13 protein-coding genes, 1 tRNA gene and 1 pseudogene are annotated in these 14,656 nt (G+C 57.3%); 6 read left to right on the top strand and 9 right to left on the bottom strand.

What is annotated here, in order from left to right; all coding sequences use genetic code 11:
- Positions 1-13: 13 nt before the first annotated feature.
- From NKI68_RS24055 to NKI68_RS21930, 4 genes and pseudogenes are all read left to right on the top strand, one after another.
- Complete coding sequence (locus tag NKI68_RS24055; RefSeq protein ID WP_497007292.1) at positions 14-352, top strand: DUF7996 family protein; 339 nt, start codon at positions 14-16, stop codon at positions 350-352.
- Positions 349-1,248, top strand: a complete 900-nt coding sequence (locus NKI68_RS21920; protein ID WP_254547276.1) for a cation diffusion facilitator family transporter — start codon at positions 349-351, stop codon at positions 1,246-1,248. Before NKI68_RS24055 ends, NKI68_RS21920 begins: the two co-directional genes overlap by 4 nt.
- Positions 1,249-1,875: 627 nt before the next feature.
- Positions 1,876-2,695, top strand: a pseudogene (locus NKI68_RS21925) (IS5 family transposase).
- Between the two features lie 798 nt (positions 2,696-3,493).
- Entirely contained in the window at positions 3,494-3,874 is a 381-nt protein-coding gene (locus tag NKI68_RS21930; protein ID WP_254547277.1) for a ZIP family metal transporter, read from the top strand.
- A 259-nt stretch (positions 3,875-4,133) separates the two neighbouring features.
- Here NKI68_RS21930 and NKI68_RS21935 read toward each other — a convergent pair whose 3' ends face one another.
- Together NKI68_RS21935 and NKI68_RS21940 are read right to left on the bottom strand one after the other, a co-directional pair.
- Positions 4,134-4,337 carry a hypothetical protein gene (locus NKI68_RS21935; RefSeq protein ID WP_254547278.1) on the bottom strand — a complete coding sequence of 68 codons (204 nt, stop codon included), beginning with the start codon at positions 4,335-4,337 and terminating at the stop codon, positions 4,134-4,136.
- 44 nt (positions 4,338-4,381) lie between these two features.
- Positions 4,382-5,191, bottom strand: coding sequence for a hypothetical protein (locus tag NKI68_RS21940; RefSeq protein ID WP_254547279.1), 810 nt, complete (start codon positions 5,189-5,191; stop codon positions 4,382-4,384).
- Between the two features lie 101 nt (positions 5,192-5,292).
- Here NKI68_RS21940 and NKI68_RS21945 point away from each other — a divergent pair, with 101 nt between their 5' ends.
- Positions 5,293-5,703 carry a CopG family ribbon-helix-helix protein gene (locus NKI68_RS21945; protein WP_254547280.1) on the top strand — a complete coding sequence of 137 codons (411 nt, stop codon included), beginning with the start codon at positions 5,293-5,295 and terminating at the stop codon, positions 5,701-5,703.
- Positions 5,704-5,845: 142 nt separating this feature from the next.
- Here the strand turns inward: NKI68_RS21945 and NKI68_RS24005 are convergent, their stop codons facing one another.
- Positions 5,846-5,971, bottom strand: coding sequence for a hypothetical protein (locus tag NKI68_RS24005; RefSeq protein WP_438267831.1), 126 nt, complete (start codon positions 5,969-5,971; stop codon positions 5,846-5,848).
- Between the two features lie 9 nt (positions 5,972-5,980).
- Here NKI68_RS24005 and NKI68_RS21950 point away from each other — a divergent pair, with 9 nt between their 5' ends.
- Entirely contained in the window at positions 5,981-8,359 is a 2,379-nt protein-coding gene (locus tag NKI68_RS21950) for a heavy metal translocating P-type ATPase (RefSeq protein ID WP_438267829.1), read from the top strand.
- 295 nt (positions 8,360-8,654) lie between these two features.
- Here the strand turns inward: NKI68_RS21950 and NKI68_RS21955 are convergent, their stop codons facing one another.
- The 6 genes from NKI68_RS21955 to NKI68_RS21985 form a co-directional block, all read right to left on the bottom strand.
- Positions 8,655-9,686, bottom strand: coding sequence for a hypothetical protein (locus NKI68_RS21955; RefSeq protein ID WP_254547282.1), 1,032 nt, complete (start codon positions 9,684-9,686; stop codon positions 8,655-8,657).
- 294 nt (positions 9,687-9,980) lie between these two features.
- On the bottom strand, positions 9,981-10,892 hold the full coding sequence (locus NKI68_RS21960) for a ZIP family metal transporter (protein ID WP_254547283.1): 912 nt from the start codon (positions 10,890-10,892) through the stop codon (positions 9,981-9,983).
- 360 nt (positions 10,893-11,252) lie between these two features.
- Positions 11,253-11,432, bottom strand: coding sequence for a hypothetical protein (locus NKI68_RS21965; protein WP_254547284.1), 180 nt, complete (start codon positions 11,430-11,432; stop codon positions 11,253-11,255).
- 320 nt (positions 11,433-11,752) lie between these two features.
- A tRNA-Glu gene (locus NKI68_RS21970) sits at positions 11,753-11,827 on the bottom strand.
- Positions 11,828-12,220: 393 nt separating this feature from the next.
- Positions 12,221-13,225, bottom strand: a complete 1,005-nt coding sequence (gene cydB / locus NKI68_RS21980) for a cytochrome d ubiquinol oxidase subunit II (protein ID WP_254547286.1) — start codon at positions 13,223-13,225, stop codon at positions 12,221-12,223.
- Complete coding sequence (locus NKI68_RS21985; RefSeq protein WP_254547287.1) at positions 13,218-14,642, bottom strand: cytochrome ubiquinol oxidase subunit I; 1,425 nt, start codon at positions 14,640-14,642, stop codon at positions 13,218-13,220. Before NKI68_RS21985 ends, cydB begins: the two co-directional genes overlap by 8 nt.
- Positions 14,643-14,656: the final 14 nt, after the last annotated feature.

The raw sequence follows: 14,656 nt of genomic DNA on the forward strand, positions 1-14,656 counted from the left end.
TACAACTTAAACGATGGAAGTTACATCCCGCCGGGCATTCATCATCATCCTGGTCGGAGGCATTCTCGTTCCGGGAATCGCTGATTACTACCTCTCACAGGCAGGAGCACCGTCTCTTGGCTCCTTCGTCTGGGCTGTCGGATTTGGTACAGCCGTCACTGTCATCTGGTTCGGTTGGCTTCGGCCACTCGACATTACTGGCCCACCGAGTGATCCCTCCGTCTGGGAGGTTTCTGCCGACGAAGAACAGGAAGCACACAGAACAGAAGGGGTAGACGCCGACGGAGAACGTACGGATACACGGTCTCGTACTGATAACGCACCCGAGCCAGTTGACGATCAGCACGAATGAGTGGCGGTCATCAACACGGTTCAGAAGAGCACGAGCAGATTAGAACGCGAAAGCTCGCACTCGTAGCTGGCATAAATCTCGTCGAGTTTGTCGTCGAGTTACTCGGCGGGCTTGCATTCGGTTCACTCACGCTACTAAGTGATGCGTTCCACATGCTCTTCGACGTCCTCGCCTATGCGGTGGCGTTCGCCGCGAGCTACACTGCTGAGCGATATGACCGTCCCGGTGAATGGTCATACGGCCTGCATCGCCTCGAACCGATCGTTGCATTCCTGAATGGAGCGTTACTTCTACCGATGGCTGAGTTTATCGTCTACGAGGCGTATCAGCGGTTTCTCGATCCGGTTATGATCGACCCAGATTTCACCATCGTCCTTGCTTCTGGTGGGCTTCTCGTCAATCTCCGATCAGTCTACCTCGATCAAGGCGGTGAAATGAATCTTAACGAGGAAGGAGCGTTCTATTATCTCGTGGGCAACACCGGTGCGTCTATCACGGTTATTGTTTCGACAGCCCTTATCGCCGCGTTCGACCTTCGTATCGCGGATCCGCTGACGGCAGTGCTCATCGCCCTTGTCGTTGCTTGGTCTGCTGTTAGTGTTCTCAGCCGGAGTAGCAATCTTCTCCTCGAACGGAGTCCAATCCCACATTCAACGGTCATCGGAACGGTCGAAGGTATTGATGGTGTAGAGGTTGTTGTGGACGTCTGTCTGATCTGTAGCCGATTGACGGTAGCCACGCTCCAGGTACAACAGAGTGCGGCCACACTCGATGAGTTATCCGGAATACGCAAAAACGTTCACGATGGCCTAACAAGGTTAGGGATCGACCACGCGACCGTTGAACTCGTCACCGTCGAGAGTCGCCACTCAGCGCTGGGTTCTCATGGCCATTAGTCGATGGTACTCACATGAGACTCAGTCTACGATCTCTCGATTTGCGTGCACTCCGTGTAGCTGTGAGCATACAGCTAGTGTACTTGCTCGTATTACTACTGACCCAGCCGCTTCGTCATAGTCACCTTCAGAGCGCGGGACTATTCCTCGCTATGGGGATCATTGCCGGCATCCTCGGTGGTCGACTAGCAGGTGGATCACGGCGGCGTCGAGCAGTTCACGGCTGTTGTGCAGGAGGGCTCGGTGGTGTTTGGTTTGCGCTCCTCCTTACGTTGGCGATGTACGTCCCGTTCATCCCCTATGGCGCTTTCTTCACGCCTACGGTCATCGTTGCAGGACGAATGCCGAACTGGGCGTATATAAATGGGTACGACCCCTGGTTAGCTCTCGCCGCAGGGAGTACGATGGTCTTCATCTACGGCGCGATTGGTGGTATCGTTGCATGGTTCGATCCGGCACCGAACCAGCCACCACGAGTCTTAGGGGAATGAGCGCGATCTTCGGAGATGATTTTCCCGCCCTACGCCCGCTTACTCATACCTCTAGATAAGTTTGCTCTGTGTAGGATCGCTAGACTGCGGCGTGGCGACTCCGTTATCTCCGTCGAAAGCGAAGCAGCAGATTGGTGTGGTATCCGAAATCCGCCGCCTCACTGGTATTACGGTTGCCACTACTAAAACAGTCATCGAGAATCCAGGCGAACCCGCCGACCCCGTCGGGGATCGCGGGTTCGCCGACTGGGCGATGCTCACACTTCATGTCCTCCGCATCGAGCTTGGCAAGTCCTATCGCCAGACGATCGACTTGCTGAGCGAATGCCGGGCGTACTCGAAGAGATTGGCCTCACGCGGTTGCCCCACTTCACCGTCCTCCGCGATTGGTTCGAGAAGCTTCCGACGACGACCTGGCGCGCGTTTCTCCGCGCGTCGGCGGAGAAACGCACTGGCCACGCCGCAATCGATTCAACTGGCTTCGACCGCGACCACCCGTCGCGGTACTACGCCCAACGAGCACACTACCGCGTTCGGTCGTTGAAAGTCACCGCTCTCGTGGACGTCGAAACGCTGGACGTCACCGACGTCCACTGTACGATCACGAAGAAACACGACGCGAAGATCGGCCCGCGGGTCGCCCGCCGGAACGCGGGCGACCTGCTCTCGTTGGCGGCTGACCGGGGCTACGACGCGAAAGCCTTCCGCGACGAACTCCGAGCGACGGAGTTCGTCCGCTCATCAAGCATCGAATCTACTCCTCGCTCAATCACGCTCACAACGCACGGATGAGTTCGATGCGCTACAACCGCCGGTGGATGGTCGAAACCGTCTTCTCAAGCCTCAAGCGCACGCTCGGCGCAGCCGTGCGTGCGCGAAGCTGGCATCTGGAGCGCCGTGAAATGGTGCTCAAATGCACCGGCTACAACCTCCGTCGGAGCGTGAGATATTCGTGAAATCAAGCGCCGTATACCGATCCTACAGATCAGGTAAGTTAACAAGTAGAATAATCATGGAGATTATAAGTAGTCCAACTCCGAGTTTATACCCTCCTACAACTAGTTCCGGAGGCGATCCAGGGTAGAGAAAATAGAAGAGAAGCATAAGGACTAGGACTAGCATCTGCGTGCCAATCGCTACCTTTGACAGAGCTTTGCTCATATTATCGTAATTCACCACATTCCGTATGATTCTGTCGCAATTACTTCATAATGTGGGTGAGATCCTTACGAATAGTTAACAAGCTCATACTATAGGATGTTAGGAGGTACTACTGACGACTGCCGATTGCATAAAAGGGGACGCTCACTGCTATTGGCAAGTGAGTTCGATATCAGATAATGGCTATTATCCTGATAATTCACGGCAGGTATTTCCCACTAGGTCTCGATGGGCCAACCAGTGGTCCTTTCTGGCTATCTTACTGCGCTAGCATTGAGTGCGATGCCAGCATTCGGCAACTTCGCCGGCGGACTTCTCGCCGAAAGTACTCGCATCTCTAACCGAACGCTTAGCCTCTCACTGCACCTCGCTGCGGGTATTGTTCTTGGGGTGATCAGTATCGAACTTATGCCAGAGGCGCTTGGTGTTGCCCTGCGTGGATCATTCTCCTCGCCTTTGTTAGTGGTGGTGGGTTCGTCACCCTTGTCGATTGGTTCACTTCATTCGTCCAAAGCCGTGTAAATCCGCGAGCAGCTACCGGCCCGTGGGCTGTTTATTTCGGCGTTGCGGTTGACCTCTTTAGCGATGGTGTAATGATTGGAACTGGATCGCTTGTTGACCCGACGTTGGGATTGGTACTAGCTCTTGGTCAGGTCCCAGCAGATATCCCCGAAGGATTCGCCACGATCGCCACGTTTCGAGCACAGGATGTTACCCGTCAACTTCGACTTATTATCTCAGCATCTTTTGCTATCCCGATCTTCCTCGGCGTGACTCTCGGCTTTTGGGCTGTTCGCGGGCAGCCGCCGATCGTCCAATTAGGGTTACTCGCATTCACCGCAGGGATCTTACTAACGGTTGTTGTCGAAGAGATCGTTCCCGAAGCGCACGAAGCTGACGAGGGGCGATTTGCGGCGTTGGCTTTCGTCGGCGGATTTGCACTATTTGGATTTATCGCGGTGTATCTTGGATGACTCTACGTTCATTGGACTATTACAAGTAAGACAGACTCTATCACGCTCGAGAGTATATGACAGATGTGTGGGGTGTACGATCTCTAGCATTATCCAGTTTAGCTCCTCGGATGGCGGTTGATTGTCGAGTGCTTGATGCGGTCGTTGTCGGCTCTAGTACTGCACGAACTGTTCAATCCTGTCACGGACGCTCCACCACGTTCCCACCATACATTCAGGTATACCGTTGGGAGAAACACAACTACGAAGATCGCGCCGTCTATCTGAGAGAGAGCAAGCCATCGATGCTCAACGCGAACAGCAGTGCGGGCGTGATCGCGGTTAGCGCGAGATAGCGGGGCCGGGGTGCGACCTCAAACGGAACGAGGACGCCGCCGCGACCGACCGAGGTCGCGGCGACGCGTTCAATGAACTCTCCGACGTTCCAGACGATGAGACCAATCTTGATTAGGAAGACGACCACCGACAGCAGTGGCGAATTTGCGATGATTGTGGAGAGCTGCTTTGTTAGAAGATACCCAGAATGAATCCAATACCCATCACGATGAGAATTGTCGCCGTGAACGTTGGCAGATACTCCGCGTAGTCCTCAAGCCGGTCCTCGTAGCGCTGGTAGCCAGCAACGAGCAACAGCGTCACACTGACGAGTGACGTAATGACGGCCAGCGAGTAGAGGAGCATCAATTCGAGGCAATAGGTCGAGCCAGTGCAGATAGCAATGATATCGAACTCCTCGTTGTGCGTGAAACCGAGGGCGAACGCGAGTACTGCCATCCCGTAGAGCCCGCGATCCGATGTCTCCTCAAGGTGGTCGTGGGAGTGTGAATGGTTTGAGTGGCCCACGAACGGAACTATCCGCCGAACTCGATCGATCCACCCTCGACTCTTGTTGTCACTGTAGTTATGACCGTGGTCCCGGGTGTGATCGTGACCGTGGCTGTTGTGGTCGTGATCGTGACCGTCGTGTTCGGGGTGGTCACTGTGGTCGCTACCGTGATCCGGTGCGGTGGGATCGTGTCCATTGAAATATTGCCAGATCCCGAGTGCGATGAGTAGCGTCCCAGCGACGTAGTTCATCCAGGGAATCTGGGTGAGCCCGAAATACGAGAGCGCCCAGAAGTACACGACCACCATCGCGATACTACTGATGAGATGTCCGATACCGAGGATGAGGCTCGATGCGGCGGCATAGAACCATTTATTTGGTTTGTCGAGCGCGTAACTCGCGGCAATTGCCCATCCGTGGCCCGGGGCGAGACCGTGAGTAAGACCGAGAACACTTGCCCCGAATGCGAGGCCGAGAACGCTGTTCGCCATCTACTCGATAGGGGTACTGGATGGCTCAAAGGGGTTGTTATGACCCGATTCGGGAGTTCGTAATAATGACGCTCTTGAGGAGTGCCATCTATGGCTCACGTATGCGAACGAGTTTGAATATTCCCCAAGAGGTTCTTGAGTCGTTCGATACGACGTGGCAAGATGAAGGATTGGAATCACGCTCCCGTGCCGTCCGCGAGGCGATTCACGAATACATCGAGCGCCACACAGAGCTCGAAGGATTAGAAGGCCCCGCAGTCGCAGCGCTGGCATTCGATTACGAGCACACACTCGTCATCGGCGAACTCCATACCGTCCAGCAGGAGTTCGAGGATATCATCAGCACAACGCAACACATGCACCACGGGGAGTGGTGTCTCGAGACGATCTTTTGCCAAGGCTCTGCAGCACGAATCCGCGAGTTGGTGTACCAACTCCGAGATTTCGATGCCGTCGGCCGCGCGAACGTCATGTTTCTCCAACCGGAACTCTCTGAGAAATCTCAGGATTGAAGCGGCTTCTCCGAACAGCATTAATGTCGATGCATCTGTACTGCCAGTAATGGCCGTTCGACTAAGGTCAGTACCCACGCTCTGCGGCCGAGGCTGTACCTCTTCTCGCCGGTGGTGATCAGCTATGTCTCGATCCCATTCATCACCTACCACGTGCACGCTCTGTGGTGGCGCCGTCCCCAATGATCGAGTCGCGGGTGAAGACGGCGTCGTCTACTGTTCTACCGGATGTCGGAACGTCCAGCGCGTCCTCGGTGACGAGGAGCATTCCAGTCACCTGGAGACGACACACAGACCCACGGGCGGGCCCGGCGCTGACGATGACGCTGGTGAACGCGAGACGCATGCCCACCGAGAGCGGCCCGAGTCACGGGTCTTTCTCCAGGTAGAAGGGATGCACTGTGCGACGTGTGAAGCTTTTCTGGAATCGATTGCCGAAGACTGTGCGGGAGTTACCGACGCTGCAGCGAGCTACGTAACCGAGACGATTCGCGTCAAGTATGATCCCACGAGAATCTCGGCGGACGCCCTCTGTAACGCGCTAAGTCCGCTGGGCTATACGGCAACGCGTCGTGAGGGTGGCAGTGATGGTCCGACGACTGTCGTCGGCCAGTCGCGGCGGCAAGACCAGACAGGTGGACGGGACATCGACGAGGTGCTCGGGTTTCGCTACGCTGCGGGCGTTGTTTTCGGGACGTTCATGCTCCTCCCGTACGCGGTACTCCTCTATCCGGCGCAGGTCTCGTCGTTCTTCGGCGATGGGACGCTCGATATGTACGCGAGTGCGTCCTGGATCGGCGGTGGAGATGGCCTGTTGATCCTGCCGCTCTTTCTCGTTCTAACGGGTGTGGTCTTGGTGTTCACCGGCCTTCCGCTGTTACAGGGTGCGTATGTCAGTGTGAAGATACGACAGCCGAACACAGACCTGCTTGTCGCACTCCCCGTCGTGAGCGCCTACGTGTACAGCACGATCGCCTTTCTTCTCGGGCGGATCGACGTCTTCTACGACCTGACGATCGTGGTTGCTACGAGTGTGGTGGCTGCGATCTTCTACGAATCACTGAGCAAGCAGCGGGCGATGGACCGCCTGACGAACCTTACCATTTCACGGGTTACTGATGCCCGACGATACGACGCCGACGAGACCACGACGGTCGACGTGAATGATCTCGAACTAGGAGAGGGCGTTCTCGTCCGTGAGGGCGAACGCATCCCGGTCGATGGGGTGCTTGCCGAGGGCGAGTGTACGGTCGACGAGGCGGTCGTGACGGGCGAGTCGCTCCCGGTCCAGAAGCGGGCAGGTGACGACCTCGTCGGCGGAGCGGTCGTCACGAACGGCGCCGCTGTACTCACGGTGAGTGACAGTGCATCCAGCAGTATCGACCGGCTCATCACGTCGGTATGGAATCTCCAGAGTGGAGACCACGGTGTCCAGCGACAGGCCGACCGGTTCGCGTCGTTCGTCATTCCAGTCGTCGTGGGTGGAGCTGTTCTCGCCGGCGGGTGGTCACTCGTGGTGGGGGCTGGCATCCCGCTCGCCGTCCTGACGGCGTTGTCAGTGCTCTTGGTCGGGTGTCCATGGGCACTCGGGCTCGCGACGCCGCTCTCCGTCGCAACGAGTATCGAGGAGGCAGTAGACTGCGGCATCGTCGTGTTCGACGAAACCGTATTCGAGCGCCTTCGGAACGTCGACGTCGTCGTCTTCGACAAGACGGGAACCATCACGACCGGTCGGATGGAGGTCCTCGAGGCGGATGCACCGGCAGATCTGTTGGGAGCCGTCGCAGACCTAGAGCAGCGAGCATCGCATCCGGCGGCGGACGCGATCGTGACCGCATTCGCTCAGGAGGAGCAAGCCGGCGAGGATCCTAGATCCGATGGCGGGGTCGCGAATGAAGACGACCGCGAGCGAGCAGGGCGCATCTCCGAGTTCACGAGCCACGCGACCGGCGTCGAAGGGGTTGTTGATGATACGCGAGTTCTCGTGGGCAATCTCGATCTCTTTGTGGATCTGGAGTGGTCGGTCAGCGACGCCCTCGAAACTCGGGCGACAGCGGCTCGTGACGTCGGTCGGCTTCCGGTTATCGTCGGTCGTGATAGTCGTGCGGAGGGTGTCATCGTCGTGGGCGACGAGCCACGAGTGGGCTGGGACGATACGCTCACGCAGTTGAGTGCCCGTGATATGGAGATCGTCGTTCTGACTGGCGATGACGAGGCCGCCTCTGACTTCCTGGGCACTCACCCCGGAGTCGACCACGTGTTTGCAGGGGTTCCGCCTGCAGGCAAGACTGCGACGATTCGGCGGCTACAGTCCCGTGGACAGGTCGCGATGGTCGGTGATGGGACGAACGATGCCCCGGCGCTCGCCACGGCCGATCTAGGTATCTCGCTCGGCGGTGGGACCGCGCTCGCGTCCGATGCCACGGATATTTCTATCGTTGACGACCACCTCTCAGTGGTTGAGACGACGTTCGACCTCGCAGATGCAGCTCGTCGACGTGTGAAACAGAACAACGGGCTAGCGCTGCTCTATAATGGGATCACGATCCCCCTCGCGGCGACGGGGTTGCTGAATCCAGTGTTCGCGATGGGAGCGGTCGTGGCGACCGGTAGTCTTCTCGCGGCGAATTCGTTTCGAGACTTGATCAATAAGTAGCGGTTTTAACCTCGCGAACAGGTAGATAGCTGCTGTAACCGGGTAAATCCATACCTATCGCTTCATTCAAGAAATCCGAAGACACCGAGGCCCGCGTACCCGACCGCAAAGCCCGCTACGATGATCCTCGAGAGAGGATCTGGTAGAACGGAGTTGACGAGAGGAAGCCGGTCCCGAGTGTGCCGACAACGATTAGTACCGCTGGCAATCCTAACCGTACTGTCGATGTTTGTTCTTCATATCTTAACCCATTCGTCCAACCCAGCTACCGTATTCTCACGGTAGATACGTCACCTCAGTCGGCCGGGATGATGGCGGCCAATTGGTCGGGCTGTCGGGCTGCTTGGACCGAGTAGATCAGACTCCCGGTGAATAGGACGAAACTCCCGACGATGAACACCGCACTGAGCGGCGAGGCCGAATCGACGAATACCCAGTAGAGCGGGGCAGCAATCGATGGCCCGGCAGCAAGCACCGCGATCTTCGCGACGAGTGGCCCACAGCACCCACAGGTACACGTACCGACGATTGCAGCACTCCCGGCGGTCCCTTCGGTCATACCGGCTCGTTCCTCGACGCGCCAGTGACGGGCGATGAGAGCGGCGTTCAACCCAATGAGAGCGCTCAGCATCCCGACGACGATGACCTGGCCAGGTGACAGGGCCAGGAAGAACGGGATATGTACCAACGGGAGATGCGGGATCGCGATTTCGAGGGTGGGCCACGATACTAGCTGATAGATTGCGGGCAGAACGACGACCGTCACCTCCTCGGGGAACCCTTCTTCGGGGAAAAACGAGAGGTAGCCCGTCACGGTAACAAAAAAGAGTGCTAACACGATACCGACGCCAATGCCGAAGCGACGCGCAACCGGATCACGCATGACTGCGCGAATGACACCCCCTGCATCCTTCCAGATGACATAGCCGATCAGGATTGGTGTTCCGAGGACGATAGCGTACCCGAGTGGATGTGTATCACTTGCCCGTCCAGGAAGGAGGTAGGGGTAAGAAATCCACAATCCCATGAGGATGCCGAGGAACGTGTACCGTGGGCGGGATGGCCAGCGAAGCCACCCAACGACGAAGCTCACGACCATGATGCCTAAGCCACTCAGCAGGGCTAGTGGCTGATACAACGATCGGGGAAACGGCATCGAACTCGCAGTGTACGTCGGATCCGGGGAGAGCCCCTCGAAGAGAACGGCTCCAAGCGCAGTAACGGCGATCCCGACGAACACACCGTAAAGAGCGGTTGTCGGCGTGACTCGATCGAACCGTTTGAGGAGGACGAACCCTCCGAGGATGGCGGCACCGACCAGTGCCAAGATGAGTCCGTGTTCTTGGGAGAGTCCACCGTTTGCGGTCGTGCCGTGGGCGGACGCAACGGGGATTTGCGTGAGTGTCAGTACGAATAGGACGAAGAGAGACAGTGGACGAATCGATCCCGGCCGGCAGGATTGTCCACGTGAATTAGTATTCGCTACTCGATGCCGATCCGAGGTCATAGTGAAGTTTTCTCCGCGAGCCACTTCTACCTGACTGATCCCTTTTCTGAAGCAGGTTGAAGCTCGGGGTAGCTGGCTCTGAGGAACGTAGAGAGCAAGGGTTACGGGGAACCGTCACCCGAGGACGACGTCAAGGGTGAGCATCACTGCCGCCCCGACCAAGAAGCCGAGCGTGGCAACTCGTTCGTACCCGTGGGAGTGCGTCTCGGGAATGATTTCGTCCCCAATCACGTACAGCATCCCGCCCGCAGCGAATCCCATGGCGTACGGGAGGATGGGCGCAGCGACGACAACAGCCCAGGCGCCGAACAGCGCGAGGGGGATCTCGACGAGGCCGGCCCGGATACCAGCGACCGCTGCGTACCAGCGCCGCCCGAGCCCTGCGTTGATCGCGGCGACCGAGACGGCGAAGCCCTCGGGGATATTCTGGATGCCGATGGCGAGCATCAGCGACACCGCATTCCCGATGTTACCCGATCCGAAGCCGACCCCGACGGCAAGCCCTTCAGGCATGTTGTGAAGCGTGATGGCGACAGTGAAGAGCAGGAGCGACGTCAAACGGGCGGATGCCACTGAGTCAGTATTCGCGTTTTGTGAGTCGCTCGTCTGTGTGTCAGCGGTGGCGGTACCGCCGTCCGTCTGGATGTCATCCGCGAGGCGGTTGCTGATGATCGGACCGACTTGGTGGACCCAGCGTTCTCCCTGATCGAGGACAGCGACCCCGAGGAAGAATCCGATTAGTACCGGGACGATCCCGGCAAGTTCGAACCCAGCAACGCTCACGCCGCGGTACGTAGCTTCGGAGGCAAATTCGATACCTGGGAGGAGGAGGCTCGTGAAACTCGCTGAGAGCATCACGCCAGCAGCGAACCCGAGCATCGTATCGAGGGACTTCTCTGTCGGATTCCGCCAGACGAGCACGAGCAACGCGCCCAGAAGATTGAGGGAGGCAATGAAAATCCCTCCGACAAGTCCCAGGAGCACTGGATCACGTCCGACTATGTCGACAATCAGTTCTTCAAGCATCACCGTCACCCCAATGGGTCCATATCTGGGCCCCTTCTGATACCTTCGTTTTAAATCCGAATCGATGGCTCATCTGCCTGTCCTAGAATTAGGGGCGTCTAATATAATATTTGGGTACATGCGAAACATCTTGTGAAGTATTTGGCGGAGAGTACTCTGGTGATTTTACGGTCGCCTGCCACGTGCAGGTGGGAAGGCCGCGTTGCCCCGGCTACACGCGCTGGAAAGCACGCCCTTGGTAACAACTGGGCGGCGACCGTTGACGCTGGCCACGCGAAAGCGTATTTGAACCGCCGAGGAAACGCGCAACCCTAATATCCCCATCGGGGAATCCCACGGCTTTTCAGCCGTGGGAGGAGGTCAAGACTCACCCAGAAACACGAGGAGATGAACATGCTTGAGAAACCAGAGCGGTAGTATCACGCCGATCCCGACGCCGAGGAGTGTGCTCTTCGAGGCGAGCCACACCACCTGTGCGAGAATCGTACCAAGCAGTACCACGCTGTTGTACGCGATTCCATTAATCAGAATGTCACCCATTGTCTGTGGTCGTGGCCACTGTACGAGACTGTAATCGCTCTTCGACGTTCGACTCGCGCTGAGTGCAACCATGAGCCCGGCCAATCCACTTCCAAACCACCCGAGGAGTGCTATCGGGAGTGAAAACAAGCTGACTCCCAACACCAGACTGGCGCCGAGCGGGAACGTGATTGCGACGAGTTCGACAACGGTGCATCGAGCAAGGTTGGTTTGCGAAGAAGTCAGCATATTCTTGACCCAGATCTGTACATCGGTCAACCAGCTATCTCACTTCGTTCTCGGGAGCCTTTTCTTCTCCTCGTTCGGTAACTGGTCGAGAATGCTCCGTCGAGGATTTGAACCTCGGTCCTCGGCGTGAGATGCCGAGATGATTGGCCGAGCTACACCAACGGAGCATTATGAGCTCACTGGCCAATCCAGTTAAACCCACTCACTTACGAAATCGAATTCGACGACGCAGACGACTACATGGTGTCTGCATAGGATGACACCCAATGTTTGATGAGTTCGTTCACGTTGTAGAAGAGGATACCAACTGAGAGGAGGGTCGTGACGAAATAAGTAATCAATCCTGGTGGGCCACCGATCGATGTACCGATTGCACCTCCTCCAACCCCAACGACCGTGAGTTCGATCCACGTTACTATAATCCGAGACAGCAATCGGGGTTCCGAATTGGGCTGTGTCGATGTCATCGGTTCAGCGTACCATATTCAGGACGCGATGTTGATTTTCTATTTGACTCTGTCTACGCAACTCAACGATACGCAGTTGCCTGATTATGCGTCTCATCCGTAGGTTTCCTCGGTATCGACGGGACCACTGAACGCTGAATAGAGCACGACAAAGTAGCCAAGCACGATCGGGAGCAGCACACTCGCCATGATCGACATGAGATTGAGTGGAAGCGTAGAGATAATCGCCTCTCGGACGGTGAGTCCTGCAGTCCGATCCACGAAGGGAAACAGAAGGGTTGCGACAAGCCCCACTAGTCCGAAGACGAGTGTGGCTGTCGCCGCGAACGCGGCGTAGTACCGACGTCGACGGAGCGCGACAACATAGATCCCCGTCAGCGTAGCAGTGAGCATCACAAGTGCAACGACAGTGGGCGAACGGAACGAGGAGCGCAGCCCTGGCTCAGTCGCATATATCGCCCCGAGAGTAATGATCGCAATACCAAGATAGCTCACGGCAGCCCGGGTACCGTAGTTTCGCATTTCGTCTCGCAGAGCGCCACGGGTTTTCAGGCCGAGGAACGCCGCCCCATCGACGATCGTGAGGACAAGGACTGTGACACCACCGAGGACCCCCACTGGGGTGATGAGCCCAGTCGCTCCGACCAGCCAGTTCATCACGAACAGCCCCAATAGAAACGGCGTTACAGTACTCCCGATGATGAATGAATAGCCCCAGAGTGTCCGCCAGTGGTCGTCTTCACGCTCTTCGTACATTTCTGGGGCGAGCCCTCGGAGACCAAGAGCAGCCAAAATCGCGAACATCAACAGATAGTACCGACTGAAGAGGTTCGCGTATACGGACGGAAACGCCGCGAATAGCGCTCCACCGAAGACGACGAGCCAGACTTCGTTCCCGTCCCAGAACGGCCCGACAGTCGCCAACAGCTGTTCTTTCTCGTGATCGTCGTCACGGGTCGCAAACAGGACGCCCACGCCGAAGTCGAAGCCGTCGAGAAAGAGGAACATTCCGAAGATGAAAAACAGCAGCGCGAACCAGAGCTCGGCGAGCGGTAATCCGAATAGCGGCTTCGTGGCCAGCGCTCCGACGTTAGTCACCGGATGTCACCTTTGACTCTCGGACATGCGCAGCATCACTCTGCGTGAGTTCGTCTTTCGATGGCGGCCCCGCTCGGATGATACGACCGACGACGTATGTGTAGAGACCTAGTAACAGGATGTACCCGGTAACGAATCCGAAGAGTGTGAACGTTGCTTCGGCGCCTGTAAGATTCGGAGAGACACTGGCACTCGTCTTCATTACCCCCTGAATGACCCACGGTTGTCGTCCAACCTCAGTGACGATCCAGCCGACCTCCACGGCGACGAATCCCAGGAGAGACGACGCCATCAACGCTTTGTGTAACAAGTCGTCCTCGAAGAGTTCCCCACGCCACCATCGATAGGCACCCCAGACAGCCAACAGAATGAACCAGAAACCGAGCGCGACCATGATCCGGAACGCCCAGAAGACGATCGCCACTGGTGGGGCCTTCGTCGAGAAGGATTCGAGGCCGCGTATTGTCGCCTGTGGGTTTCCACCACTCGCCAGCCAGGATGCTCCCCCCGGGATGCCGATGCCGAAGAGATCTTTCGTCCGTGGATTCAGGAGGTCGTTGACGTCCGTGGGGAACGCGACGATGTACTCGGGGACGTAAGAGTCGGTTTCCCAGACGGCTTCCATCGCGGCGAATTTCAGCGGTTGGGTCTCGTAGACGTGGCGAGCGTAGGCATCGCCCTGAATCACTTGTAGTGGGGCCGTGATGAGCAGGACGACGAGCGCGATTTTGAGCGTCTTTTCCCAGACCTCGATGTGTTCGATCGGGTAGCCCCAGACGTGGTGGCGGAAGACGTAGTAGGCAGCAACGCCGGCCATGAAGAGCGCGACCGACTCGACGGCTGCATTCTGCATATGGATGAACATGTAGGGGAATCGTGGGTTGAGATAGGCCGCGAGCGGGTCGGTAAGCTTCACAATTCGCTGGCCGTTCTCGACAACGATTTCGAAGCCACGCGGCGTCTGCATCCACGAGTTCGCGATGAGAATCCAGACGGCCGAGAGCCAAGTGCCGAGCCCGACAGCGATACTCGACAGGAAGTACAGTCGGTCAGACACCCGGTCCCGTCCGAATACGAAGATACCGAGGAACGTGGCTTCGAGCATGAACGCCATCATCCCCTCCAGGGCGAGCGGGCCGCCGAACAGCTCCCCCGCGGTCGTCGAGAACGCGGCGAAGTTCGTTCCGAATTCAAACTCGAGGACGAGTCCGGTTACCGTTCCAACGACGAAGCTGACCGCAAAGATGCGGGTCCAGAACCGACGGAGCTGTTCGTACACCGGCTGTTTGGTGCGAATTTCTTTCCAGGTGAAATAGATGAGAAACGGTGCAAGTCCCATACTCATCACTGGGAAGATGATGTGAACGATCGTGGTGAGCGCAAACTGGAGTCGGCTCGCAAGAACGGGATCAACCATCGGGCTCACCTCGA

This window comes from Halomarina pelagica (assembly GCF_024228315.1).
Taxonomy (GTDB): domain Archaea; phylum Halobacteriota; class Halobacteria; order Halobacteriales; family Haloarculaceae; genus Halomarina; species Halomarina pelagica.